This is a genomic window from Aeribacillus sp. FSL W8-0870 (genome assembly GCF_037963755.1).
Classification (GTDB): domain Bacteria; phylum Bacillota; class Bacilli; order Bacillales; family Aeribacillaceae; genus Aeribacillus; species Aeribacillus composti.
Map to the genome: position 1 here is coordinate 496,233 of NZ_CP150165.1, position 24,540 is coordinate 520,772.

The 24,540-nt window shown below is 43.6% G+C and carries 24 protein-coding genes and 2 pseudogenes; 10 read left to right on the forward strand and 16 right to left on the reverse strand.

Features of this window, described 5'->3' with window-relative positions:
- Positions 1–350 precede the first annotated feature (350 nt).
- Together NSU02_RS02575 and NSU02_RS02580 are read left to right on the forward strand one after the other, a co-directional pair.
- On the forward strand, positions 351–1,673 hold the full coding sequence (locus NSU02_RS02575) for an MFS transporter (protein WP_339195645.1): 1,323 nt from the start codon (positions 351–353) through the stop codon (positions 1,671–1,673).
- A gap of 316 nt (positions 1,674–1,989) precedes the next feature.
- Positions 1,990–2,169 (forward strand): annotated as a pseudogene (locus NSU02_RS02580) (aldehyde dehydrogenase family protein); the annotation flags it as partial.
- A gap of 370 nt (positions 2,170–2,539) precedes the next feature.
- Here the strand turns inward: NSU02_RS02580 and hypF are convergent.
- The 16 genes from hypF to NSU02_RS02660 form a co-directional block, all read right to left on the reverse strand.
- Complete coding sequence (hypF, locus tag NSU02_RS02585; RefSeq protein ID WP_339194112.1) at positions 2,540–4,801, reverse strand: carbamoyltransferase HypF; 2,262 nt, start codon at positions 4,799–4,801, stop codon at positions 2,540–2,542.
- A gap of 262 nt (positions 4,802–5,063) precedes the next feature.
- Positions 5,064–5,318, reverse strand: coding sequence for a Uxx-star family glutaredoxin-like (seleno)protein (locus NSU02_RS02590; RefSeq protein ID WP_117017262.1), 255 nt, complete (start codon positions 5,316–5,318; stop codon positions 5,064–5,066).
- Between the two features lie 52 nt (positions 5,319–5,370).
- Entirely contained in the window at positions 5,371–6,405 is a 1,035-nt protein-coding gene (gene hypE / locus NSU02_RS02595) for a hydrogenase expression/formation protein HypE (protein ID WP_327873441.1), read from the reverse strand.
- A gap of 170 nt (positions 6,406–6,575) precedes the next feature.
- Entirely contained in the window at positions 6,576–7,697 is a 1,122-nt protein-coding gene (hypD, locus tag NSU02_RS02600) for a hydrogenase formation protein HypD (RefSeq protein WP_327873440.1), read from the reverse strand.
- Positions 7,698–7,828: 131 nt separating this feature from the next.
- On the reverse strand, positions 7,829–8,110 hold the full coding sequence (locus NSU02_RS02605) for a HypC/HybG/HupF family hydrogenase formation chaperone (protein ID WP_063387617.1): 282 nt from the start codon (positions 8,108–8,110) through the stop codon (positions 7,829–7,831).
- Between the two features lie 119 nt (positions 8,111–8,229).
- Positions 8,230–9,330 carry an NHL repeat-containing protein gene (locus NSU02_RS02610; protein ID WP_339194115.1) on the reverse strand — a complete coding sequence of 367 codons (1,101 nt, stop codon included), beginning with the start codon at positions 9,328–9,330 and terminating at the stop codon, positions 8,230–8,232.
- Positions 9,312–10,163 carry a NifU family protein gene (locus NSU02_RS02615; RefSeq protein ID WP_339194117.1) on the reverse strand — a complete coding sequence of 284 codons (852 nt, stop codon included), beginning with the start codon at positions 10,161–10,163 and terminating at the stop codon, positions 9,312–9,314. Before NSU02_RS02615 ends, NSU02_RS02610 begins: the two co-directional genes overlap by 19 nt.
- 2 nt (positions 10,164–10,165) lie before the next feature.
- Positions 10,166–10,543, reverse strand: coding sequence for a hypothetical protein (locus NSU02_RS02620; protein ID WP_327873438.1), 378 nt, complete (start codon positions 10,541–10,543; stop codon positions 10,166–10,168).
- Positions 10,544–10,569: 26 nt separating this feature from the next.
- On the reverse strand, positions 10,570–11,925 hold the full coding sequence (locus tag NSU02_RS02625; protein ID WP_339194119.1) for a tetratricopeptide repeat protein: 1,356 nt from the start codon (positions 11,923–11,925) through the stop codon (positions 10,570–10,572).
- Positions 11,926–12,006: 81 nt separating this feature from the next.
- Complete coding sequence (locus NSU02_RS02630) at positions 12,007–12,309, reverse strand: hydrogenase maturation protease (RefSeq protein ID WP_130156516.1); 303 nt, start codon at positions 12,307–12,309, stop codon at positions 12,007–12,009.
- The gene (locus NSU02_RS02635; protein ID WP_063387612.1) at positions 12,299–12,769 is read right to left on the reverse strand and encodes a hydrogenase maturation protease; all 471 of its coding nucleotides are present in this window, start codon (positions 12,767–12,769) and stop codon (positions 12,299–12,301) included. Before NSU02_RS02635 ends, NSU02_RS02630 begins: the two co-directional genes overlap by 11 nt.
- A 150-nt stretch (positions 12,770–12,919) precedes the next feature.
- The gene (locus tag NSU02_RS02640) at positions 12,920–14,554 is read right to left on the reverse strand and encodes a nickel-dependent hydrogenase large subunit (protein WP_339194122.1); all 1,635 of its coding nucleotides are present in this window, start codon (positions 14,552–14,554) and stop codon (positions 12,920–12,922) included.
- 367 nt (positions 14,555–14,921) lie between these two features.
- Positions 14,922–16,082 (reverse strand): hydrogenase, encoded by a 1,161-nt coding sequence (locus NSU02_RS02645; protein WP_339194123.1) that lies wholly within the window; start codon positions 16,080–16,082, stop codon positions 14,922–14,924.
- Positions 16,083–16,124: 42 nt separating this feature from the next.
- The gene (hypB, locus tag NSU02_RS02650) at positions 16,125–16,820 is read right to left on the reverse strand and encodes a hydrogenase nickel incorporation protein HypB (protein ID WP_063387610.1); all 696 of its coding nucleotides are present in this window, start codon (positions 16,818–16,820) and stop codon (positions 16,125–16,127) included.
- On the reverse strand, positions 16,813–17,169 hold the full coding sequence (gene hypA, locus NSU02_RS02655) for a hydrogenase maturation nickel metallochaperone HypA (RefSeq protein ID WP_063387609.1): 357 nt from the start codon (positions 17,167–17,169) through the stop codon (positions 16,813–16,815). Before hypA ends, hypB begins: the two co-directional genes overlap by 8 nt.
- On the reverse strand, positions 17,162–17,689 hold the full coding sequence (locus tag NSU02_RS02660) for a DUF1641 domain-containing protein (protein ID WP_063387608.1): 528 nt from the start codon (positions 17,687–17,689) through the stop codon (positions 17,162–17,164). Before NSU02_RS02660 ends, hypA begins: the two co-directional genes overlap by 8 nt.
- Positions 17,690–18,184: 495 nt before the next feature.
- Here NSU02_RS02660 and NSU02_RS02665 point away from each other — a divergent pair.
- From NSU02_RS02665 to phnM, 8 genes and pseudogenes are all read left to right on the forward strand, one after another.
- A pseudogene (locus NSU02_RS02665) lies at positions 18,185–18,245 on the forward strand (ArsR family transcriptional regulator); the annotation flags it as partial.
- 213 nt (positions 18,246–18,458) lie between these two features.
- A complete protein-coding gene (locus tag NSU02_RS02670) occupies positions 18,459–19,160 on the forward strand; it encodes a GntR family transcriptional regulator (RefSeq protein WP_117017256.1) in 702 nt (233 codons plus the stop codon).
- A gap of 282 nt (positions 19,161–19,442) precedes the next feature.
- Positions 19,443–19,865 carry a phosphonate C-P lyase system protein PhnG gene (gene phnG / locus NSU02_RS02675; RefSeq protein ID WP_144598232.1) on the forward strand — a complete coding sequence of 141 codons (423 nt, stop codon included), beginning with the start codon at positions 19,443–19,445 and terminating at the stop codon, positions 19,863–19,865.
- A gap of 16 nt (positions 19,866–19,881) precedes the next feature.
- Positions 19,882–20,481 carry a phosphonate C-P lyase system protein PhnH gene (gene phnH / locus NSU02_RS02680; RefSeq protein ID WP_327847871.1) on the forward strand — a complete coding sequence of 200 codons (600 nt, stop codon included), beginning with the start codon at positions 19,882–19,884 and terminating at the stop codon, positions 20,479–20,481.
- On the forward strand, positions 20,481–21,587 hold the full coding sequence (locus tag NSU02_RS02685; RefSeq protein WP_339194128.1) for a carbon-phosphorus lyase complex subunit PhnI: 1,107 nt from the start codon (positions 20,481–20,483) through the stop codon (positions 21,585–21,587). Before phnH ends, NSU02_RS02685 begins: the two co-directional genes overlap by 1 nt.
- Before the next feature lie 15 nt (positions 21,588–21,602).
- Positions 21,603–22,466: an alpha-D-ribose 1-methylphosphonate 5-phosphate C-P-lyase PhnJ gene (locus NSU02_RS02690; RefSeq protein ID WP_339194130.1), complete on the forward strand. Its 864-nt coding sequence runs from the start codon at positions 21,603–21,605 to the stop codon at positions 22,464–22,466.
- Positions 22,459–23,304, forward strand: coding sequence for an ATP-binding cassette domain-containing protein (locus NSU02_RS02695; RefSeq protein ID WP_063387914.1), 846 nt, complete (start codon positions 22,459–22,461; stop codon positions 23,302–23,304). The genes NSU02_RS02690 and NSU02_RS02695 overlap by 8 nt, the downstream gene beginning before the upstream one ends.
- A gap of 36 nt (positions 23,305–23,340) precedes the next feature.
- On the forward strand, positions 23,341–24,519 hold the full coding sequence (phnM, locus tag NSU02_RS02700) for a phosphonate metabolism protein PhnM (protein WP_066248156.1): 1,179 nt from the start codon (positions 23,341–23,343) through the stop codon (positions 24,517–24,519).
- Positions 24,520–24,540 lie beyond the last annotated feature (21 nt).

Sequence of the window (24,540 nt, forward strand, 5' to 3'; positions counted from 1 at the left end):
TTTTTAATTTACAACACGTTATTTTATGATTATAATAAACAAAAAAAATAAAAAACACAAGACATACAACGAAATTTGTATTACTAATTTGTATTACAAATAACAAATTATTAGAACATGTTATTTACATTAGGATCCAACACAAGATGGGGAACCTTTATATTAGCCTGAAAATGTAAACACTTACATTTTTATAAGATTTTTGGCCTTCAGCCTGTGAAATTTAAGATGTGTTGATTCCTAATTGTAAATAAAGTGAAGTAACGTCGTTTCAATAATTTTCGGAACATTTACTTCATTCAATCTATACAGTTTTTTCTATATTCATTTTAAATTTAGGGGGAGTGGGTATGGTGAATGACGCAGTATCTTTGGAAAAGCAAACAGTGCGAAAAGTAACAAGGAGGATTATTCCATTTGTATTTTTCCTTTATATTATTTCGTATTTGGACCGGGCTAACATTGGTTATGCCGCTTTGGAGATGAATGATGCCCTTGGTTTGACCAGCCAGGTTTTCGGTCTGGCAACTGGTATATTCTTTATCGGCTATTTTCTTTTTGAAGTACCAAGTAATATTTTGATGGAGAAGTTTGGCGCCCGTGTCTGGATTGCGCGAATCCTCATTACATGGGGAATTATATCGATGGCGACTGGGTTTGTACAGGAAGCAAGTCATCTTTACATTATTAGATTTTTGCTCGGTGTTGCAGAAGCTGGCTTTTTCCCGGGAATTGTTTTGTACTTAACATATTGGTTTAGGGCAAAAGATCACGCAAAAACCATTGCCATGTTAATGAGTGCGATTCCTGTATCATATATTATCGGTGCTCCACTTTCGACATGGATTATGGACAACATTCATTGGTTCAATGTTGAAGGCTGGCGCTGGATGTTTTTAATTGAAGGTGCTCCGGCTGTGATTTTTGGGATCGTGACCCTATTTTATTTAGCGGATAAACCAGAGGATGCAAAATGGCTCACCGAAGAAGAAAAGAATTGGCTAATTGCTGAATTGGAAAAGGAAAGAGTAAAAGAAGCAGATGGCAAAAAGGGTTCTGCAAAGCATAGCGGACATATAGAAGCTCTTCGTGATGCAAAAGTGTGGTACTTTGCCATTATTTATTTTGTTTATATTGCCGGTACTCTTGGTGTCAGTTACTGGATGCCGCAGATTATTGATGGAATGTCAGCGTCTTTATCTAATACACAAATTGGTCTAATTGCTACCATTCCTTATATTGTTGCTACTATTGCCATGAACTGGTGGTCAGCCCGCTCTGACCGCAAAGGAGAAAGATGGCTTCATGCTGCCTTGCCGCTCTTGGTAGGGGCAATAACATTGATAGGCGCTGGAGTAACACTCCAACCTGTATTGGGCATGTTATTCATCACTTTATCACTTACAGGCATGTATTGTTATAAAGGTCCTTTTTGGGCGCTGCCTACAACAATGCTTAATCCAGCAAAAGCAGCTGTTGGGATAGCTGTAGTAAATTCGATTGGCAATCTTGGCGGTTTTATCGGTCCATATGCAGTAGGAGCATTGAAAGATTTGACGGGAGGAACAAGTGCCGGGTTGTATTTCTTAAGCGGCTTACTTGTGTTTGCTTTCTTTATGTTACTTGTCAAACGAGAAAAACCTAGAGCTGACATCCAAAAACAAGCAGTATAAGTGATGTCTGGCACTGCTCGAAGAGGAAAAGGACAAGGGAGAAAATTCCTTATCCTCAGGCTGTCGAGAAACTTCGACAGCCATTATTTTTATTTATAATCTTTATCAGTTTACCGTGTTAATTTATTATAATATTAGTTAGGATAATAACCATATGAACTACAAATAAAGAGAGTTAAAATGAATATAAATTTGTTGTATTGAGGAACTTGTACCGGAAGATCACCTTTTACGAAAAATAGATCAATACATATATCACTGAAAAGGTTAAGGATTTGTATTGCCCGGATAACGGAAGACCTTCTATTGAGTCTGTTCTCGGTCCGTTAGAGTTTCGGAAGCATTGGAATTTGGCATCGTCGGTTTGAACGATTCGATTCCTGCTGTCGCCCAAGCGCCATTTGGAGGCGTGAAAGAGAGCGGAATAGGCCGAGAAGGGGGACACCATGGAATAGACGAATATTTAGAAGTTAAGTATATTTCGATGGGTGTTTAAACGGGTCTAATGCAAAAGGAAGATAAATAGATAAGAAGCAGATTCATCCGTTTAGGGCAGCAGCCTGAACAGCTTTTCTGCACATTTTTGGCATAGCAGCCCTTGATGAATCTGCTTTTATTATTCATTTTTACAAATTGGACGGAAAAGGAATTTTCCTTCTTTAAGTGCAGCCGCCGAAAGATGTCTTGTAAAAAATTTTTAATAGACGATGCGAAGAATGAAACATAAATTGATGTGGGGTCATACTTGGGCTTCCTCGAATTCGAGTCAGCGGTCTACAATACATTGAATGGAAAAAATGAATGTACAACAATTAAAACATAGCAAGTGATAGACCAATATTTACAGCTTTTAAAGCAATAACGACTCATAAATTCGAATGCGCTGCAGCTGCAAGCGCTGCCTGCCCGAGACTAATGCCGCCGTCGTTAGGCGGAACTTCTTCACCGACCCAGATATGCATATCGCTTTCAAAAAATAACTCTTTCAAATCAGCTAACAAAAGCGAATTTTGAAATACGCCGCCGGACAACACAACTGTGTCAATTTCATAGGCCGCTCCTAAAGAACGAACACTTCTAAATATGCCTTCTGCGACGCTTCGATGAAATGCGCGAGCAATCACCGCTGCATCTTTTCCTTTTAGACGGTCTTCTGCCATTTCCTTTAAAAAAGGACGGTAGTCTAGCTCTTTTCCATTCCACGGGAAAGAATATACCTTCTCTAATGGAGCTGTACGTGCTAAATGCTCCAGCCAAATGGCTGCCTGTCCTTCAAAAGAGATAGGACCGGTAAATCCTAAAAGGGCCGCTGCTGCATCAAACAAACGGCCGACGGACGTTGTTGGAAAGGTGCGCAATTGTTTCTCTACCATCTTCACTGCCGTGAAAAATCGTTCAGGAAACGAAAGCTGCTTGCCGACATTTATTGCCCATTTCGGATCATCCACAAAGAAACCAGCCAGCGCTTGAAGCGGCATGCGTGCCGCCGCATCTCCGCCAGGAAGCATGGCGTAACGAAGATGTCCGCGCCGTTTTAGACCTTCCGCAGCGCTTCCGACAAACAGCTCGCCGCCCCAGATCGCTCCATCGTCGCCAAAACCTGTTCCATCAAACGTCACTCCGATCACCCGTTTGTCCAATGCATTTCGCTCCGCCAGCACGGACGCCACATGAGCGCGGTGGTGCTGGATGCCAATATGTTGATAAGCTTCTAGATTGTGGGCAAAGGCGGTAGATTGGTAGTCGGGATGAAGATCGTACGCCACAATCGTTTCTTGCAATCGAACATCATACATCGACAAAAGATCATGGACCGTTTGCTCAAATGACATATATGCTTCGTATTTCATTAAATCTCCTAAATGTTGGCTCATGATCGCCTGTCCGTTGACCACTAATGTAATGGTATTTTTTAGGTCAGCTCCAACCGCAAGAACAGGCCGATCACTGGGCAATTGGGCAGCAGGAAGCGGCGCATACCCCCGCGCCCGCCGAAGTACAGTAGGGCCAAATGGGCTGACGCGAACGACGGAATCATCGACGCGGCGGGCAATAGGGCGCTCCCCAATAAGCCATGCGTCCGCGATGCCTTCAAGTGCCTTGATCGCTTCTTCATCATCATAGATGATCGGTTCACTGGAACGGTTAGCACTTGTCATTACAAGCACTTCTGGTGCGTCGAAATGAAACAGCAAATGATGGAGAGGGGTGTATGGAAGCATTACTCCTAAATCGGAATTATCAGGAGCTACTCCCGGCAGCAATCGGCGAGCCTGTGCCAACACGATGGGTCGGGCGGAAGATGTAAGGAGATTTTCTTCTTCCGCACATATATCGATAAACGACCTTGCTGTCTCGAGATCTTTTACCATTAAGGCAAACGGCTTTTCCCCGCGTCGCTTCCGCCTTCTAAGCTCCCATACCGCTTCTTCGTTTTCAGCATCACACGCCAAAAGATAGCCGCCAAGCCCCTTGATCGCAACGATGCGCCCAGAACGAAGGAGCTCGGCCGTTTTTTTGATTGCTTTTTCATCACCATGTATTTCTCCATCCTGTCCCTGCACATGATAATGAGGACCGCAATCGGGGCAAGCAGTTGGCTGCGCATGAAACCGTCGATCCGCCGGATCATAATATTCCACTGAACAAGCCGGACACATAGACCACATATGCATTGTCGTATAAGGCCGGTCATACGGCAGCCGCTCAATGACCGTATATCGTGGACCGCAATCCGTGCAATTGATGTATGGATAAAGGAATCGGCGGTTAGCTGGATCAAACAATTCTGACAAGCATTTCGGACAAACCGCAAGATCAGCAGGAATTTGCACTGTCGGCCGATTATGGAGCGTGCTGGCCAAAATTTCGAAATCAGCTGCTTCTTGTAAAGGCGCATCTTTAATTTCCAAATTGGTTATTTTAGCTGAGGAAGGGTATCGATCTGTAATTTCTTGAACAAATTGTTGAATGGCATCTGCGTCCCCTTCCACATGAATCTCCACGCCGCTTTCTCCATTGCGCACCCATCCGCTGAGCTTCCACCGCTTTGCTTTACGAAAGACAAAAGGACGAAAACCGACCCCTTGCACAACACCATATATGCAAATACGCTGCGCTATTTTCATGATGAATCACCTGCTTTCGTTATAAAACGAGAGATTTTGGAGCTTTCGAACAGATAAATAGAGCTCAGTGGACCGTCCGAACTTTGAATAAGAAAACATTGTCCGTTGAACTTAATGCGCTGGCATTTAGCTTTGTTCTCGCATTCTGAACTGAAGGCGTATACATAACAGAACTTTTCATGCCGACATATTCCACTTTCCTAGAGATGTATCCGTTTATTTTGCACGTATCTTACCTAAAGAGAAGAGAGGGGGCGCCCGTTTAAGAAAACGGCTTCTCCTCCTTTGCGGACGGTAATGCAACCATGCATCCGCGGCCGGAAACTCCTATTTGAATGACCTGCCCGTCTTCTACTAAGACTGGAACAGTACCTCCTCCCGTCAAAACAACAAGCTGCTTCAATGCCGCTTTGTCTTCTTCGACATCATACTCGACAAATTCTTTTCCGTCCCATAATAAACTTTCCCGCAATTCCTTCGTGTAAGGACATCCTTTCGCACCATAAAGCTCCAGCATTATTTCTCATCCTCCAAAGAGATGATTTATTATTAAGCATTTTCATGATTGATTAACAGATGCGAGGCAACGGATCGCCAATCAGCATATCGATCAAGCGTGTACCTCCATATTGAGAACGTGCTAAAACTGCTTTTTTTGGCTCTGCTTGTATTTCACCAATGCGCTTCGCATTCTCCCCGCCCGGCATGCTTCTAAGTGTTTTTAATGCGATATCGGCGTATTCAGGCGAAATGACGGCAAGAAACTGCCCTTCATTGGCAATATGAAGGGGATCCAATCCTAAAATTTCGCAGGCACCGCGCACTGCCGGGCGAACTGGAATTGCCTCTTCATCGAGTATAACAGCTACTTGAGCGTCTCTTGCCAATTCGTTTAATGCCGTAGCTACACCGCCTCGGGTTGGATCGCGCAGCCATCTAAGCCCCGGCGCCGCCGCCTCAATAAGTGCCGATACGAACGGCCAAACCGCCCGAGTATCGGAAGTAAGGTCAGCTTCTAAATCCAACTCCCCTCTAGCCAAGAGAACGGTAATCCCATGATCACCAATTGCACCAGACAAAATGACATGATCACCCGGTTGAACGTTTCTGGACGAAAGAGAAACGCGCGGATCGGTAAGGCCGATACCGGCTGTCGTGATGTACAGACCGTCCGCTTTTCCGTGCTCCACTACTTTCGTATCTCCCCCGACCACAGGCACTCCGACACGTTGAGCTGCCTTGGCGATAGCCGCCACCTCCCGTTCCAACTCCGACGTTGTCAATCCCGCTTCGATAATAAGTGTTGTCACCAAAGCCAACGGCTTTGCTCCTCCCATCGCCAAGTCGTTTATAGTCCCATTGACGGCAAGTTCGCCGATAGATCCCCCTGGGAAGACGAGTGGATTGACAACAAAGCTGTCTGCAGTAAACGCCAATCGGCTCCCATTTGTCTCAACATATGCCGCATCATTTAATTCTGCTGGCTTGTCCCCCATCATATAGGGAACCAACAGTCCTTCGATCAGTCTTCTGCTGGCTTTCCCACCAGCGCCATGAGCCAATTCGATATAAGAATCAGTAAAATTCACTTTGGCTGTCTTCATGCTTGTTCCTTCCTTTCTTCCTGATGCAACGATTAATTAAGAAGTTCAGTGAGCGTCTCCCAAATCATATAACGTCTGAAAGTAAGCTGATGAACCCTGCCACTGCCCGAAATCGAAACGCATTGTATTTCACCTAACAGGGAAAACAATCTATATAATTTCCTCTTTTTTTATTCACCCACTGCTTCTTGCAAATGAACGTAATGATAATAGGCGGCGCATGCCCCTTCTGACGACACCATAAGAGCTCCCACCGGATGTTCCGGAGTGCATTCTTTGCCAAACAGCTGACATTGATGCGGCTTCAATATACCTTTTAATACTTGTCCGCAAGGCGCCATTTGCGGATCACTCACACGAGATCCCTCGACTTGGAAACGAACTTCCGCATCCCACTTGGCGAATTCAGGCCGCAATTTGAGCGCAGACTGCTGAATAGCCCCAAGTCCCCTCCATTCAAAAAGAGAGCGGACTTCAAAAACTTCTTTCATTACATCAAGTGCAGACATATTTCCTTCGTAAGGAACGACGCGGCTATATTGATTTTCTACTTCAAACCGCCCCTCGCGCATTTGTTTTACAAGCATGAGGATCGATTGCAGTAAATCGAGCGGTTCAAAACCGGAGATAATTATCGGTTTTTGGTATTTTTTTGCGATGCTTTCATAAGGACGGGCGCCGATTACAGATGAAACATGACCAGGTCCGATAAACCCATCAATGCGCATATCCGGAGAATCCAATATTGCCTGCATTGCCGGTATAATTAGGACGTGATTGGAAAATACAGAGAAATTGGGCACATCCAATTCACGTGCGCGCATGAGCGTCAATGCTGTTGATGGGGCGGTAGTTTCAAAGCCAATCGCGAACAGCACAACTTGCCGGTCAGGATTCTTCATCGCTATGTTTAAAGCATCTAAAGGGGAGTACACCATACGTATATCAGCCCCTTTAGCTTTTAGTTCGAGAGGCGTTCCATGTTTCCCAGGAACGCGCATTACATCACCGAATGCGGTAAAAATGACGTTCTGCTGCTTGGCAATCGAAAGTCCATTGTCCATACGTCCCATTGGAAGAATACAGACAGGGCATCCCGGTCCATGGACAAGCTCAATGTTTTCAGGCAGCAGATTCTGCAATCCAAATCGAAAAATCGAAAAGGTATGTCCTCCGCAAACCTCCATAAAACGATAGTGATAATCTGGATCGACGAGACGGTGGATTTCTTCCGATATTTTGCGGATTAATTCCGGATTGCGAAACTCGTCAACATATTTCATCGTCGTCATTAAACTGCACCTCCTAAAATTAGATCAACAACGACTGCCTGCATGCATATCGTCTTTTTCGGAACGGGTTTTGATTGACCAATCATATGCCTTTTGTTGCCTTAAGTCTCCAGCGCTGTGTATTAACATGTTTAAACTTTTTCGTTATCAAATTGGTAACCTTGTACTTCCTCGATCGCTTCATCCGATTCATTTAACATGCTTAGCAAATTCAATTGTTCATTTGCTTGTTCTTCACTGATTTTGCTCATCGCAAATCCCACATGAATAAGCACCCAATCTCCAAGAAGGAGATGTTCATTTTTTAATAAGTCAATGTTAATTTTGCGGCGCACACCGCAAACATTCACCACAGCATAATGGCGGTCACCATCTAACATTTCTACAATTTGGCCTGGAATAGCTAAACACATGGATGAATCGCTCCCCCCGATTTGCAATAAATGTGAAAATTTAGATATGTTATTGTCCGTAAAGAAAACTAGAAGTTCATTCGAACACTGAAACTTTTGTTAGAGATTCTTTAGAACAATCATGTAAATTTAAGGCGCCAAATGATGACGCGGTTATTTCCTGAATCAGCAATTGCCAGACGATTTTGATGACACCAAATCCCGTACGGCCAGCAAAGTGAATCCCTTGTTACGGCTTTCCAGCGATTTTCTCCCATTCCTTCGAAATCTGCTTGGCCAATAACATACGAAGCAGGATGATACGCTCCTTTTCGCGGCGACTCAGTAAAAAGAAGGATGCGGTTGTTTGCCGTGTCAGCCACCGCTAGCAAATTGTCGTATTGTGCGATCCCGTAAGGAAACCGGAAGCGCCGGGGTCCTTGCGGTACATGGGGAAGTTCAAATGACTGAGTAAAATCTTGTTGACCGAGAACTAACTCAGCTGGGCGGTCCGTCTCTGGAGGCGGCGTATAACCAAGAATGCGGTGATTGCCCGCATCAGCAACGTATAACGTATTTCCGTCGCCGGCAAGAGCGTGAGGCCAGCGATACGTATCCGTTCCTACGCCTTTTCCCCTATTCTCACTGTTTACATAACCATTCGGTTGACCAAGAATGACATCAGGAACACGCCCATCTTCCGGTAAACCTTTCCATCCTAAAACTCGGCGATTCCCCGTATCCGCTACATAAAACCATTCATCAATGTATGCAAAATTATATGGCCAATAAAATCCAGTCGGACTAACTTTTCCTCCTCGATTCGGGGATGTCCCTGACAGATCCTCTTGTCCCAAGACATAATCGGGAGGCTGGTTATTTATTTTCGGCAATGTTTCCCAAATGAGCAGACGATGGTGCCAAGCATCTGCGACAAATAGCTTTCCTTCAATGACCGCAACGCCAGTTGGGAGATGAAACAGTTTTGGTCCTTCTGTTTCAAAATCAGGCTGACCTAACACGATGTCAGCTGGCGCATGATCATTTTCCGGCCAACTGTACCAAATGAGTACGCGATGGTTGCCGCTGTCGGCCGCTACTACAATATCATCGTCTACATATACTCCCCTTGGTGCATAAAGATGAATCCTGTTTGGATGGGCAGGGGGCAGCACAAGACCGCCTGGGGCCGATCCCCCTAACCACCGTTCGGGATATGCGGTTAACTTAATCGTATCCATATTTTTTCATCCTCTACCCGAACTGGAAAGGGTTCTAGCTGCACGTGAGGTGCCGTCATGCATTCCCCGGTGGATAAATCAAAACGGAAGCCGTGCCATGGACAAGTAATAATAGAGTTGTCCACCAGTCCTCCGTCAAGAGACATCCCCATATGAGGGCATTGATTGCGAAATGCCATTACTTTTCCTTCTGAGCGAACCAGCAAAACATCGAGCTCCTCATGCGAAAAGCGAACAGGACTCCCTTCTTCCAGTTCCGAAGCGGATGGACCTTGCACCCATCCGTTTTGTTCTAAATTTCCAGTATCATTCATAGCGTGAAATGGCATGTAGCCGGAGGTCACTTCCTCTTCGACCATGACAACATATTCAATTTCTGGAACGCGGGCTTTAATTGCTTCCTCAATCCCATTTTTCAACGTCATAGCGGATAGCGAGCAACCGGAACAAGCTCCTTGAAGGCGGACATAAACTGTATTTCCTTCCACTTTAACTAGCTCCACGCCACCTCCGTGGGAACGCATATAAGGACGCACTTCTTCTAACGCGGCGGCGGTACGGGTAAATAAATCTTGTTTAATGATTCCGTGCATCAAAAACATCGCATAAATAGAAGGGTCTTCTGCAGCTTTCAGCAGCAATTCTTTTCCCGCCTCCGTTTCACGAAACGTGCGAACGAGTTTTCTAAGAGCATGTTCGTGAAAGGCTTCAATGGCTTTTTTCAATTCCATTGCTTTCATCCGAGCGTCTTCTGGCAGACCCTTTATCGAGTCCAGCACGCGATCCACCCGTCCAGCCAAAGCTTGAAAATCCTCTTCCTGCTGAACTTTCATGATCACTCACCTCCAAAAGCCAATGTTTGCTCCAGAGCTTCTTCGATTTTCCGATATAATAAAGCGGCAAATGTTTGTTTGGCCATCTCCTGCAGCATTTCTTCAACCGTATTACGGTCAACAATGTTAGTAAAATCATTGACGCGATGATTGGCTAAAGCCTGCAAAATGAGGCAAGAGCCCGCTGGATTATCAAGAAGGGCATCGCGAAAGAAAGCGTCCACAAATTCGTTCAGCCAAATTCCCTCACTTTGAGGATTTGCGCGAAGCCGTTCCAGCGCTTTTTGAGCTCCTTCATTGCGCTGGATGATACGTTCACAAAAACGGTCAACCGCCATACCCAACAAAAGATTAAAGTATTGCTGTTCGTGGGGATTCATGCAATCCTTCCTTTCTTTCGCACATTTTACTGTTCCATTTTTTCATTGACTGCTGCTTGCTTCCGCTTAAGGGCAATTTCCGCTAATACGTCTTCGATGGCACTCGCTGCCTCATGCTCTCCATATTTACGAAACAATTGACTGGCCTCTTCCAACCGAGGTACCGCTCGGGAAAACGCACCTAGATGTGCCAACGCATTCCCTTGATTAGCTAAAACGCGGGCATATGCTATTGGATCGTCTTTAGAGCGGCGTACTTCGAGCACATCTTCATAAAGAGCTACTGCTTCCCAAAGGTTATCTTCAAGATGAGAGGATTTTACATGTTGCAGCGCATTGGCTAGATTGACCGTGGCGCTTGCCCAAAGCTCAGGGTGTTTATCTTTTTTAAAAATGCGTAAAGACTCTCTTAATGACTGGATCGCTGTCGCTGTGCGCAAATAGGCGCTGCGGTCTAAAGACGGAATGGCTAAATACGCTAAAGCAAGATTCATATGAACGGTAGCATACTCTTCTGGATAAGTGTCTTTCCGATATACTTTTAGTGCTTCATGATAACATCTGACTGCCTCTAGAAGAGAACCTTTCCGTCCATCGGCGCCAGTTTGATGTACTGTGCCTAATTGAAACCACAGTTCAGCCCGGGCTTCCTGAAAGGAAGACGTTTCTAAAAGAGAGAGGGCTTTCCGGTATCCTTCTACTGTTTCCTTCCCGCAATCACCAAGCATTTGTTTTGTCGCCGCATATTCCGCGTAAAGGCGAGCGGAAAAAACTGGTGACACGTTTTCTACTGTAGCGGCGGCTTCGGAAAGAAGCGAAAGCCCAGTCGGCCAATCCTTTTGTTGAAACGCGTCGTACGCTTGAGTCGCCAATAAAAACGCCCGTATTTCTCCTGACGCATCGCCAAGCGGTGGGGGAGTTTCAAACAGTTTCAGGCGCCACGCCGCTGCATCCAAAAGCAAGGAGAAATCGTCTGGGAGCACTTCTTTGGCTAAAGTGTATGTATATGTTTGTGGATCCAAAATAAAACGGTTATAAGCAGCTTCTGGTCCTTCCGGCAATAATGTTAGCACCTCGTCTTCGCTTTTTCCCTCAATCGCCGCAGCGAAAAAACGCCAGTTCTCCGGCCAACGATCAGGAAAATGTCCGCGGAGAAGAAGGGATATGAATTGATCTGCATTTGGAACAGGTGGTAGAAGAAAAAAACCTGCCGCTCCAGGAAAAACACCGATTGGCTGTGGCTGCAGCACTGTTATTCCCCCTTTTAAAAACTGTAATTGGAAAGACAACGAAACCTCTAAATAACTAAGATCGGCATGTTCTAACGTACTATCGATTATTGTGCAATTACTCACTTTCGTTTCATTTAGTATGGATATCATCTTATCGTCCTGTCGGCCAGGTCCAAAATTTTTTCTTCATTATGACCATTCAAGTCAAGGGATGAAGCGGCTTATATACTTTTACTTCTCCGACATCGCACAGGAACAAAAAAGTGGTATGCGAAGCGCTCCATATCGTTCATCCCATACAGCGTCACGAATTCCCGGCTGCACACCTTCGGGCAAAATTTCTTGGACAAACATGCTTCGATCTCCACGAGAATTGCGCAGTTTTAACAGTAATCCGCCCGCTCCTAAATGACTTACCGGCATCACCCACAGTTCTTCGTCACGTATTAAAACGATGGCTGTTCCTGTAGGAAACCGCACCGTTTCTTCGGCGGGAATATGAAGATAGCCAGTTGGTGTCAGTTCAAGCTTCACTTTTTTTCCCTCCTAAGCGCTGAAGCAGCTCATCCGCTAAACGATCTAAGGCATTGTCCACCGTTCGAGACAATCCAAATCCGTACGATATGTTTTCGGCTTCGATCAGGAAAACGGTCACTTTCTTCGGGAAGCGGCTTTTTAAAAGCCATCGGCCTAAGGCAATCGCATGATCCCAGCGGAAATCGTGAAGATTAACATCTTTTAGCGGAGGAGTTTCCACCTCTTCACCTGGAATTTCAAAAATCGTGCCCGGTTCATCTCCTGATTTACAGGCATCTACTAGAATCAGCTCCTCTGCATCCCCGATTTGAAAAGCTACATCCATGCCAGCAGTTCCGCCATCAGCCAAACGGACTCCCGGTGGGACCCCATGTTCCCACAATTTGCGGATCAACATGGGTCCCGCCCCATCATCACTTCGCAGCAAATTGCCACATCCAATAATCATAACGTTCATACAAAATTCCTCCTTCTGCAGGCGTACCGTTCCCATTACCATTCTTTGTCTGTTTTACTAGACTATTAGTTTTACAGTTGTATATGAAACGTCTGCTGATATGCTTGCACTGCAGAAAAACACGTCACTTAAAGTTGCATATTAGAGATATCAGCATATATTTATCACTTTATATTTGGCTAACTCTTTATGTGACTTGGCATCATAAGCATGAACGGTGCAAACAAGGCATGAATCATAGCTTTGAGCAATATGAGCCAATTCGACCGGATCTTCAGGATTCTTAATAGGTACGCCGATCATCGCTGTTTCGATAGGTCCGCGCTGACCGTGACGATCACGCGGTCCAATGTTCCATGCTGTCGGAGTGACGACTTGATAATTTTCAATTTTTCCATCTTTAATTTGAATCCAGTCAGCCAAAGCGCCGCGGGCTGCTTCCGTAGCTCCGAATCCGCGTCCTTCAGGCAATTCTTTCGGCTTGATATAAAATTTTTCGTTTAAATCGATTTGCTTCAGCCACTTCTTCATGCGCAAATAATATTTCGCGGCTTCGTGAAGGCGAGCCAACACACGCACCATCGAACTTGGCCCGATTTCTTTAATCAAGTTCAAAAAGAGAGGATCATAATCTTGCCACTCCTCAGCACCAGAGCGGCCAGCAATTACTTGGCGGGCCAACGGACCTACCTCCAGAGGAGTTTCTCCGATGCCTGGAATATCATACCGCGGTGCTTTAGCAAACGTATATTTTCCTTCTTTTTGCCCTTCGATCGGATCCACCGGATCGGTTACTCCTTCAAACGGGTGGTAAGAACCGCTGCCGCGATAGAAAGAATGGGTATGATCCTCGCGTATCCGTGCTTGATCAAAATCATGGAAGTTTTCCCCATCAAATATTCCCGAACGGGAAATCAGCGCTGCGTTGCGTCCTTCAATCGTCGGATAGCGGTATTGCTGCGGGTTAAAAAAGCTTCCAGTGGCTAAATAGCGCCCCGGCCCCGCTCCGTATTTGTCCAATCCGATTTCCATGCTATAGCGAATGAATAAGCCAAGATCAGAATTGCGATGCTCCGGCTTCTCATCCAGCCATGCAAGAACATCGTTCCAAGTCTTGTTTTCCAGCCAGCGTTCAGCGGAACAACCAAGAAGAACTTTCTCCAGCCAGTTTTCCCGATAATATTCCAAAATCGAGATAGAGCGAGTAATATCGGACAATGTCGGCGAGCTGACAACGCCTCCCGGAACCATGAAGCTGGAATGTGGCCATTGTCCGCCAAAGATCGCGTAAATTTCCACCGGCTTAGCTGAAACAGTGACGCCAATCTCATAATGCTCTCCCTCAAAAGGAGCCCAACGGCGAACCACTTCATCGTACAGCTTAGAAGAAGCGTAATGTCGATGTGTTAAACCAATTGCGAACAAAGCATAAAACCAACGCGGAATGCTTTGAATCGTTTCCGCCGCTTGAGCAATATTGCGGATGAGCGTAGCATTCGGCGGTACTTCCGTTCCCCAAGCCGTATCGAGCGCATAAACTGCTTTCGTGAGATGGCTGCCGCCGCAAATGCCGCAGATCCGAGGAGTAACAATCAAACCGGCCTGCGGATCTTTTCCTTTTAAAATCATCTCGAAACCGCGGAACATTGTTGCTTCTGTCCAAGCATCTACAACAACGCCATCATCAATGGCTACTTTTACATCCAAATCTCCTTCTACACGACCGAGGGAATGTACTTTAATTTCCAGTTTGTTTGTTTTTACAATAGCCTCTTGCTTTTTCATGTTCTTTAGGCACCTCGTTTCTAAAATGGTTTCCATTAAAAGACATCCGAATCACAGCAAATGGAAATCGTCGATTTCAAACGTACAAAATAAGTTTCTTCACGCCTATGTGTAGACGAGGCGGTCACTTTTTTCGTTAAGCAACATCAACAAACGGCTTATTCGTGCTTCACCTATGTTCGGTTCCCACTAGATGCTGATGACAAAAGTCGTGATTTTCATTAATGATCATGATCATGGAACAAGCTTCACGTCTTTGTGGAGATGTCACTTTTTCCGTTAAGTAACATCACAAACGGTTTATTGGTGCTTCACTCATATCTGATTCCACTTCATCTTGATGACAAAAATCCGAATTTCGTTAATATCACGGAACAAACATATCTTCTTTCGCCCATTTCGGCGCCACAGCACGTGCCAATGCCGCATTCACAGAGTAGCTGAGCGGATCGGTGCCTTGTGGTACTTCTTTTGGAATTGAGCCGAGAACTTTTTGCGTTTTAAATACTGTTCCAGGTGCTAGGTCAAAGAACGGGAACTGAGGCTCCGTACAGCCAATACAAGGCATTCCTGCCCGAGTTTTGGAAGATTGACGGTTCCAAAGAATGCGGTTGCATGGCGAATGAGTCATTGGACCTCGACAGCCTTGCTCATAAAAGAGACATCCTTTTCGCGTACCTTGTCCGAACTCTTCCACCGGCTCTTTCCACTCGAAATACTGCACACGCGTACAGCCCGTTTGGGTAAACGTTTTAAAGAACGTTTGCGGACGTTGAAGATCGTCTAAAACAACATCTTCCAAACGGCCAGTAGCAATGGCTACAAGAATTTGCGTCACCCAGTCGGGATGAGCCGGACAACCAGGAATGTTAATGACTGGGAGTCCACCTTTCGAACGGAACTGTGTACCAAGAAATCCCCCGCGTTCTTCTTTCATATATTGAAGACCAATCGATTCAGACGGATTCGGTTTTGTCGCCGGAATTCCACCCCAGCACGCACAATCACCGATTGCGACAACGTATTGCGCTTTATGGGCGAAATCCCAAATCCAGTTTTTTTTCGGACGGTCCATAAGCATATCATAGTGCCCTGTTCCGTCAGGTCCCTGAATAATTGTCCCTTCTACCACCAAGATATCCAGTGGGATTTCGTCATTGAGAATTTGCTCATAAAGGCGGCGAACTTGCTCACCGAACTCCATCGACAAAGAATGGTGATACAAAATGTTAATGCCAAAATCGGTTACTAAATCAATGACCGTTGGCTCTTCCGCATTTAAAAATGATTGAGTGTTTCCATTGCACGCACCGCCGTGCATCCAAAGGAGATTCACCATTTTCTCCACCTCCAAAAAGTTTTGGGCAAGATTTTTCAATTTCAATACCTTTGCGCAACGAAAGTCAGAAGGTTCTGATATTTTAAAATACATCTTCGTATAGACGCTCTCCTGTTTAGATGTCTCACTGGTGTTTGGCGACTTGTCGGCTTGATTCAAATCGTTTTCTATTTCAACCAAACGACTCAAAATCATAGTCTTTCGCAGCGTTCTATTCATCTAAAATTTTGCTTATAGAGAGCCGGACGAATGAATAAATGCTGATTTATCCGCTTCCAGCTGTGAAATCCATTCGTCAATTCCTTCTCCTGTGCGAGCAGAAACTTCGTGAATGCGAATGCCTGGGCGCACCTCATTCAATGCTTCATAAAATCGTTTTCGCTGAAAATCTACCGCTTCCGCTAAATCAATTTTTGTGATAATCGCCGTATCAGCACTGTTGACAATAGTCGGATATTTTACCGGTTTATCCTCGCCCTCTGTCACGGAAAAAAGAACTACACGCTGGTTTTCTCCCAAGTCATAACTTGCGGGACAGACGAGATTTCCAACATTTTCGATAAAAAGGAAATCAAATGTTTCCAACTCCCAATCTTGCAACGTTCGCTCAATCATTTCCGCTTCCAGATGGCAAACTGTGCCAGTAGTAATTTGGCGCACTTTTGCTCCACTTTGCCGCAAGCGGTCCGCGTCGTTTTCAGTTGCTAAATCGCCAACTAAAGCGGCTGTTCGATAGCGTTTGCCAAGGCGGGTAAGCACTTCTGTAAGCAGCGTCGTTTTTCCCGCTCCAGGACTGGAAACGAGATTGACGACATAAACGCCCACGTTTTGAAACCGCTTTCTTAATTCTCTAGCAAGGAGATCATTTTTCTTCAAAACATTCTGGCGAATTTCAACAATTCGAGGATTCAAGGTCAAATCATGCATTTTCTTCTCCACCTTCCAAAGCGTACAATTCCATCTCTCGTCCCGCAAGGACTTGGCCAGTTTTTGTGCCGCACGTAGGACAGCGCATAGGAAGCGGTTCAGGCAAAATCCGTTCTTCTTGGCAGTTGGGACAGAAAATGGTCACGGGGACATCTTCAATAATAAGTTTAGCCCCTTCCAAAGAAGTTCCCTGAACAACCACATCAAAAGAAAATTCTAAGGCTTCTTTTACGACACCTGATAATACTCCAAGCTTTAAAAACAGCGCTTTAACTTTCTTTATTCCCGAATTTTCCGCCGCTTCTGCCGCCAATTCAACTAAGCTTTGGGCAATAGACAACTCATGCATCGCTGATCTCCTTCGATAAGTTTCGTGCAAAATTAAGGACGAAATTAAGTGCAGGCTGTACTTCCGGATCGCTTAATGTCCGCATCAGACCAATAATTCCCACACGTTTTGTTCCCGTTTCCGCTGCTTCTTTAGAGGCTTGATACAATGAACGCGACACCTTTCCAATTACTTGCACCGAGCGCACGTCCAAAACATCGGACTTGATCAGCTCTTGAACTTGCGGAGAATCGAGGAATTCTTGCATTTTATGCAACGCGGTTAAAGCATTCTCAAAACGCGTAACATATTCTGGTCTAGATATGCTTTGTCGCAAAAGAACGACAAGTTCATTGATCGAATCAGCAAATTCCGGTCCGCGTTGAAGGAAATTTTCCAGCATATCCAAAAGGAACGTTACATTCTCCAGCTTATCAAGCAAGTGGATTAGCTGCTCCATCGTTCGCGGATCTGAAAGCTTTTCAACCAACAAGTGATCAATGGACGTCTCCATAACCGCTCCTTTCCCGGCCTCCCCCATTTCGATTCCTCCTTCTTGGTTTTTACAGAAAAAAGTGCGTCATTTTGGAAACATTGTTGTCTTTTTTTGCTAGCTGTTAAAATAATAATACAACAATTCAGAATATTTTAACACCATATTTTATAAAAACTATTTCAAGTTTTTGCTTCTTTGCTAATAGAATCATTCGTTGACCATACTGGATATGAAAATATGCAAAGAGGTGAACGAAATAAAAAACTATCAAGTAAAGTTGTTTCAAGAATAGTGATAAGTTGTGGAATAAAATGATGAAAACTGATCAATACCTTTACCGATAAGGGTTAAATAGAATGGGTTTAGTAAAGAGCTTGAAAATTTTAGTATTTTTTGATTCATATTTTCCAAAACTGATCCGGCTCTACACAAGAAACAGAAAGGAATTTTATGGAACATGGATGGAAGGAACGTATTTCAACTCGATTGAAACGTTCTTAATGCTTTCCAGGAGGGTTTTACACATTGCGTTTGCAAGCTTCTTGAAGTGTTTGACATAAGTCAGCCGTCGATTAGCAAGCATCTTCGCAAATTAGATTAATATAATGCAGCAAAACTTTATTTATCAGCATCTAAAGCAAATTAGCAGTTGGATCCTCTATAGACTATAAAATGGGCTTGGACAGTTCCAGTTACTTAAACTATACTGAATGTAACCAATAGAAAGTGTAGCAAAAAATATTTTTCAAAGCGCAGTTTTTGAACTGCCGTGTGAAAAAATAGCAGGTCAATTTCAAAGCGGGGTAGAATGCAGATGGCAGAAGAAATGGAGATCATTGATAAAATCATATCAGATATTCATTCTGGCAGGTATGGGGCCAATGATAAATTACCATCCGAAAATGAGCTTGCTGACTATTTTAACGTTCCGCGAATGACAATCCGCAAAGTATACGAAAGGCTTCAGGAGATGGGATATATTTATTCAAGACAAGGAAAGGGCAGCTATGTAAAAGATCGGCAAATGCAGATTCCGCTTGTTCTTTCCGGGGATGAAAGCTTCAGCAGGAAAATGATTAGACTTGGGCACCATTTCCGATCGAAAAACATTTTTTGCGAAGAAATCGGCTATAATAAAGCAATCTTTCATTCTCTCGGTGCTGAGGAAACGGATCGAGTATTTAAAATAGGCAGGCTGCGCATTGTCAATAATCGACCAATTGCCTTGCATATTTCCTACGTGGCGAAATCCGTATTTGATGATATTGATTTGTATGGCAAGGAAATCACGTCCATGTTTGATTATTATCAAAAGAAAGGCTTCACTGAATTTGAATCGAAGTCAAGCGTGTTAAAGGTTTTATTTCCGACTAAATTCCTATGGGAAATTCTTGAATGCACCAGTTTAATTCCGCTTTTAGTGTTGGAGACAGGATGTATCGATAAAAAAACCGGAACGGTGCTTGAACATACAGAAATTTTTTATCGGAGTGATTGCTTTAACTTTGTTATATAAAAAACTTTTGCTTTTGGGTATGTCCGATAAGTCCCTAAAATCCAACAAGTAGAGGAAAACATGCGTTTTTCTCTTCTTGTTTTTATATGCTTTCGATTTTGGATTGAAAGCAGCAGAGAGATTCATTCAAGGAATCTCTCTTTTTTTGTGTGCTCATTAACATTTTCTTAAAAATGCGTTTGCAAAAAATTAATAGAATTTACTTTTTTTTAAATTTTTTCCACTTGGCAACAAGATATGCTTAAATCAACGGAAGCAAAAAATCATGATGGAGGGGCGGAAATGGAAAGAAGGCGAAGAACAGAAATTTTAATCAACGGAAATAAGAACGTTGCCGCCACATTGGCACAACAAATTTTAGCTAAGTATGAGGTAAAAACGATTGAAAAGCCGAACAACGGTTTAGTAATGGTAAAAGTTCGGGAAACGGCAAAGAACAGTTTGTTCTACTTAGGAGAAGTTTTTGTAACAGAATGTAAAGTGGAAATTAGCGGGTATATCGGCTTCGGCATATTAAAAGGACATGAGCCGGAATTAGCATACCATTTGGCTGTGGTCGATGCAGCTTACAATGCACAATTGCCAGAAACGGAACGATGGAATGAAGTTTTGTTGAAGGAGGAAGCAGCAATTCATGAGCAAAGAAAGAACTCCTTTATGAAAATTTTGAAGACAAAAGTAAATTTTGAAACGATGGATGTTTAAAAGGAGCAGAGGTTGAATGAAATTAGATTTTATTCACGATATTCAACGTGCATATCGAAAAGTTGTTGATTCCATGTCTAGGCCCGGATTGATAACAAATTTAAAAGATGAGGCGGCCAAAGTAGATCTTGAGGCTGGCTGTTTTCCCTCGACACTTGTTCTGGCTGCAATGCTTCTAGATACTGAAGTGACCTTTAAGGTAGTTTCCGAGAAGGAAGAAGAGACAACTCGCTGGATAAACCAACTAACCTATGCAAAAGCTGATGCAGCAGAACGCGCTGATTTCGTTTTTGTACTTTATGACAAAGCTGAAGATGAACTTGGGCAAATATTACAGCGAGTAAAAACCGGCAGTCTCATCGATCCCCATGATTCAGCAACCATTATTGTTGAGGCAGATGCTGTTACGGATGAATGCGATTTCAAATTAACAGGTCCGGGCATTGAAGAAGCAAATTATGTAAATGTTTCAGTAAATGGGAATTGGATGGAAGTTCGACAGCAACAAAACGCTGAATTTCCAATGGGGGTTGATTTAATTTTTGTGGACAAAAATCATCATCTCTTATGTCTGCCAAGGACGACGCAAATTTTATCAGAAGGGAGGAAGCTTTGATGGGTTATGTGGCAGTGAAAGGCGGAACAATTGCCATTGAGGAGTCGATTAAACGGTTGAAATATGAGCGGTTAAAAAAAGGAGTTGTTCTTGACATTGGAAGAATTGAAGCTGGCCTGCGGGGATTGATTGATCAGGTGATGTCAGAGAGCAGTCTATATGACGAAACCCTTGCGGCGCTAGCGATCAAACATGCTGAAGGCAATCTTGAAGAAGCGGTTTTTCTGCTTCGTGCATATCGATCCACTTTACCGCGCAAGCATTATTCGCAAATAGTTAATACAAAGGACATGAGTATCGAAAGAAGGATTTCAGCTAGTTTTAAAGATATACCAGGCGGCCAAATTTTAGGAGCTACAACTGACTACACTCATCGTTTGCTCGACTTTGACCTCATGGAGGAAACAGATGAAGATGCAGTAAATTGGCTTTCGGCCTATGAGAAGGAAACGCTCGACGAAGTGGATGAAAAACATTTTGGCAAACTGCCAAAAGTAAGTGATTACTTAAGAAAAGAAGGTTTGTTCTCGGAGTGTGTAATGGATAATACAGAGCCTGATGATGTAACGAGAAAAAGCTTGACGTTTCCTTCCACCCGCAGTCAACGTCTCCAAGTTTTAACGAGAGGCCAGACAGGGGCGGTGACTTCATTAGCTTATGCCGTCATTCGCGGATATGGAAGTCTTCATCCAACAGTAGGTGAACTGCGTGTCGGCTATTTGCCGGTTTACATCGATAGCCCTTTTCATTCATTTAATGGAGAAGACGATGCTTATTATATTGGGGAAATTAAAGCAACCGAAGTCGAAATGTTAATTCCGGAAACAGTTGAGATCGGGGACGGGAAAAAGGAAATTAAGTTTGAAATCGGATATGGTCTTTGCTTTGGTCAAAACGAAACGAAAGCAATCGCAATGGGGATTTTAGACAATAGTTTGGAGAAGGGAAATAGGGACTATCCGACAGGAGACGAGGAATTTGTCCTTTATCATATTGATTCGGTTGAATCCACCGGGTTTATTTCACATTTGAAGCTGCCTCACTATGTCACTTTCCAATCGAAGCTTGATATTGTACGCAAATCAAAAAGCAAGCAAGAAATGTAAAAAGGAGAGGAATTCATGCAAATCCATTATAATTTTGCTTTTTTCGATGAAGGTTCCAAACGGGAAATTCGAAGAGCCACATTAAAAGCAATTGCCATTCCGGGCTATCAAGTTCCATTTGCATCAAGAGAAATGCCGATTGCACGCGGCTGGGGAACAGGTGGAGTGCAATTAACCCTTTCTCTCATTGGCAAAGATGATGTTTTAAAAGTAATCGACCAAGGCTCTGATGAATCCGTTAATGCGGTAAACATTAAAAAATTGGTGATGAAAACGGCGGGCATTAAAACGACGGAGGAGACGCAAGAAGCAACGATCATTCAATCAAGACATCGAATTCCAGAAATTCCTCTTACAGAAGGCCAGATACTTGTATTACAAGTACCACTGCCTGAACCGCTGCGCGATTATGAACCGAGCGAATATAATACGAAAAGGCTTCATGCGGAGAAAGAATACAGCGGCGCATGGCTGATGCTTTTTGAACAAATCATGAAATACGGGCATATGGCTTCGGATTTTGATCATCCTGTGATGGTGGAAAATCGGTATGTCATGGCGCCGAGTCCTATACCAAGGTTTGATAATCCGAAAATGCACTATTCAAAGGCATTAATTTTGCTTGGAGCCGGTCGTGAAAAGAAGATATACGCTGTACCACCATACACGAAAGTCGTTTCACTTGCGTTTGACGATTATCCGTTTGAAGTGGAGAGCTTTGAAGATAAACATTGCAGACTGTGCGGCGCTACGGGAGTATATTTGGATGAATTGTTTAATGAGGAAACAGGTGAAACCTATTACCAATGCAATGATACAAGCTATTGTTTATCAAGATTAAATGAGCAATCAGAATCAAGAGGTGTTCAACATGGATGATTTAAGCAATCCAGTATTATCGGTCAAAAAGTTAAACAAACAATTCGGACCTGGATGCAGCCAATGCGGAAAGGCGGATTCCGCCGTTTTGGTGAAAAACTTTTGCCCTGTCTGCGGTACGGTATATGCTTGCCGTGATATTTCGTTTGATCTCTATCCCGGTGAAGTATTAGGCATTGTAGGTGAAAGCGGCAGCGGTAAATCAACATTAATGAGACAGCTATATTTTGATCAAGAGGCCACAAGCGGTGAAGTGTATATCCGATTTTATCATGATGGAAAAAAAAACGTATTAAACGAGTCCTCCCAACAAAAACGGTACATTCGCAACCATCTGATGGGGAAAGTTTACCAAAATCCGCTTCTCGGCTTGCGCATGAACTTTTCCTCCATCGGCAATATTGCTGAAAAATTAATTGCGGCAGGGAACAGGAATGTTGGACAGATGGTGTTAAGAGGACAAGTGCTGCTTGAGGAGGTAAACATTCCGCTATTTAGGATGAAGGAGGAGCCCCAAAAATTTTCGGGGGGCATGCAGCAAAGAGTTCAAATCGCCAAAGCATTGTCGAATAATCCGCCGATTCTTCTTCTCGATGAAGTAACGACCGGTCTTGATTTGTCCGTTCAAGCAAATGTTTTAGATTTGATACGGAATTTACAGAGGGAACTGAAGATAAGCATGATCGTTGTTTCCCATGATTTAGGCGTTATCAGAATGCTTGCAGACAGAACGTTCGTCATGCTGGAAGGAAAAATTATCGAGCAAGGGTTGACCGATCAAATTTTGGAAGATCCACAGCATCCTTATACACAGCAGCTCGTCCATTCATTATTATGATCAATTTTTTGGACTTGTGAGAATGGAGGAAAAAACGTGTATCTCATAACAAACGGAAGAATTATAACGGAAGAAACCATTCTCGATGGTTACGATCTTCTTATTGAAGGAGATAAAATTAGCAAAATTGATGGCAAAGGGAAAATCGCTTGGAAGGAAGGAATGGAAGTAATCGATGCGGCGGGCGGATATGTCTCTCCTGGGTTTATCGATCTTCATTCTGACTATATTGAACATATGGCAGCACCAAGACCGACATCGTTAATGAATTTTCATTTAAGTCTTCGCGAAGCGGAAAAAGAATTAATCACCCATGGGATTACAACAATGTTTCATTCACTTTCTATTTATAAAAGCTCGGAATTTTCACATAAACCGATCCGTGAGCCGGAAAATGTCCGGAAATTTATTGAAATGATCCACCAAACTCATCATACAAAGCATTTAATACGACATCGGTTCCATGCACGGTTTGAAATTGACAGCATCGAAGAAGTTGAAAACTTAAAATCGTACATTGCTGAGAGCAAGGTGCACTTAATTTCGTTTATGGATCATACCCCTGGTCAAGGACAATATAGAGATTTAGAAATTTACAGAAAAACGATAAAAGGCTACCAAGAGCTCAGTGATGAAGAGATTGATAGAGTCATTACAAAACATCAGCATAAGGAAAAATTAACACTTGAGGGAATAAAGGAAATTGCAACGCTGGCACAACAAAAAGGTATTGCTATCGCTTCTCATGACGATGACACGTTGGAAAAACTTGAGCTTGTGCAAAGCTTTGGGGCTTCGATCAGTGAATTTCCAATCACCTTGGAAATTGCTAAAAATGCGAAAAAGAAAGGAATGCTGACGGTAGCCGGGGCTCCGAACGTTCTTTTGGGAGGGTCCCACAGCGGAAATTTATCTGCACAAGAAGCCATTCAACACGGGTGTATCGATATTTTATGTAGTGACTATTATCCTCCATCGCTGCTTCATGCTGTTTTTAAAATGAGCGAAAAAAGCGATATCGACCTAGTCGAAATGTTTAAGCTTGTGACGATTAACCCGGCCAAAGCTGTCAAACTGGATGATCAAATTGGATCAATTAAGGAAGGAAAAAAAGCGGATATAGTCATCATCGAAAAAATAGACTTAGATTTTCCGGTTATCACGTCTTGTTTTGTGGACGGCCGTTTAATCTTGAAAACAAATTATAGAATTTAAAGATGATGGAAAGGGAGTTTC

Coding starts and splice junctions, on each gene's coding strand:
- hypF (WP_339194112.1), bottom strand. CDS start 4,801: ATGAAAATAGCGCAGCGTATTTGCATATATGGTGTTGTGCAAGGGGTC.
- NSU02_RS02610 (WP_339194115.1), bottom strand. CDS start 9,330: ATGGATACGATTAAGTTAACCGCATATCCCGAACGGTGGTTAGGGGGA.
- NSU02_RS02590 (WP_117017262.1), bottom strand. CDS start 5,318: ATGCTGGAGCTTTATGGTGCGAAAGGATGTCCTTACACGAAGGAATTG.
- NSU02_RS02660 (WP_063387608.1), bottom strand. CDS start 17,689: ATGGGGGAGGCCGGGAAAGGAGCGGTTATGGAGACGTCCATTGATCAC.
- NSU02_RS02640 (WP_339194122.1), bottom strand. CDS start 14,554: ATGAAAAAGCAAGAGGCTATTGTAAAAACAAACAAACTGGAAATTAAA.
- NSU02_RS02605 (WP_063387617.1), bottom strand. CDS start 8,110: ATGTGTTTAGCTATTCCAGGCCAAATTGTAGAAATGTTAGATGGTGAC.
- hypA (WP_063387609.1), bottom strand. CDS start 17,169: ATGCATGAGTTGTCTATTGCCCAAAGCTTAGTTGAATTGGCGGCAGAA.
- NSU02_RS02670 (WP_117017256.1), top strand. CDS start 18,459: ATGGCAGAAGAAATGGAGATCATTGATAAAATCATATCAGATATTCAT.
- phnH (WP_327847871.1), top strand. CDS start 19,882: ATGAAATTAGATTTTATTCACGATATTCAACGTGCATATCGAAAAGTT.
- hypB (WP_063387610.1), bottom strand. CDS start 16,820: ATGCATGATTTGACCTTGAATCCTCGAATTGTTGAAATTCGCCAGAAT.
- NSU02_RS02615 (WP_339194117.1), bottom strand. CDS start 10,163: ATGAAAGTTCAGCAGGAAGAGGATTTTCAAGCTTTGGCTGGACGGGTG.
- phnG (WP_144598232.1), top strand. CDS start 19,443: ATGGAAAGAAGGCGAAGAACAGAAATTTTAATCAACGGAAATAAGAAC.
- NSU02_RS02695 (WP_063387914.1), top strand. CDS start 22,459: ATGGATGATTTAAGCAATCCAGTATTATCGGTCAAAAAGTTAAACAAA.
- NSU02_RS02620 (WP_327873438.1), bottom strand. CDS start 10,543: ATGAATCCCCACGAACAGCAATACTTTAATCTTTTGTTGGGTATGGCG.
- NSU02_RS02690 (WP_339194130.1), top strand. CDS start 21,603: ATGCAAATCCATTATAATTTTGCTTTTTTCGATGAAGGTTCCAAACGG.
- NSU02_RS02575 (WP_339195645.1), top strand. CDS start 351: ATGGTGAATGACGCAGTATCTTTGGAAAAGCAAACAGTGCGAAAAGTA.
- hypD (WP_327873440.1), bottom strand. CDS start 7,697: ATGACGACGATGAAATATGTTGACGAGTTTCGCAATCCGGAATTAATC.
- hypE (WP_327873441.1), bottom strand. CDS start 6,405: ATGAAGACAGCCAAAGTGAATTTTACTGATTCTTATATCGAATTGGCT.
- NSU02_RS02635 (WP_063387612.1), bottom strand. CDS start 12,769: ATGAACGTTATGATTATTGGATGTGGCAATTTGCTGCGAAGTGATGAT.
- NSU02_RS02685 (WP_339194128.1), top strand. CDS start 20,481: ATGGGTTATGTGGCAGTGAAAGGCGGAACAATTGCCATTGAGGAGTCG.
- NSU02_RS02625 (WP_339194119.1), bottom strand. CDS start 11,925: ATGATATCCATACTAAATGAAACGAAAGTGAGTAATTGCACAATAATC.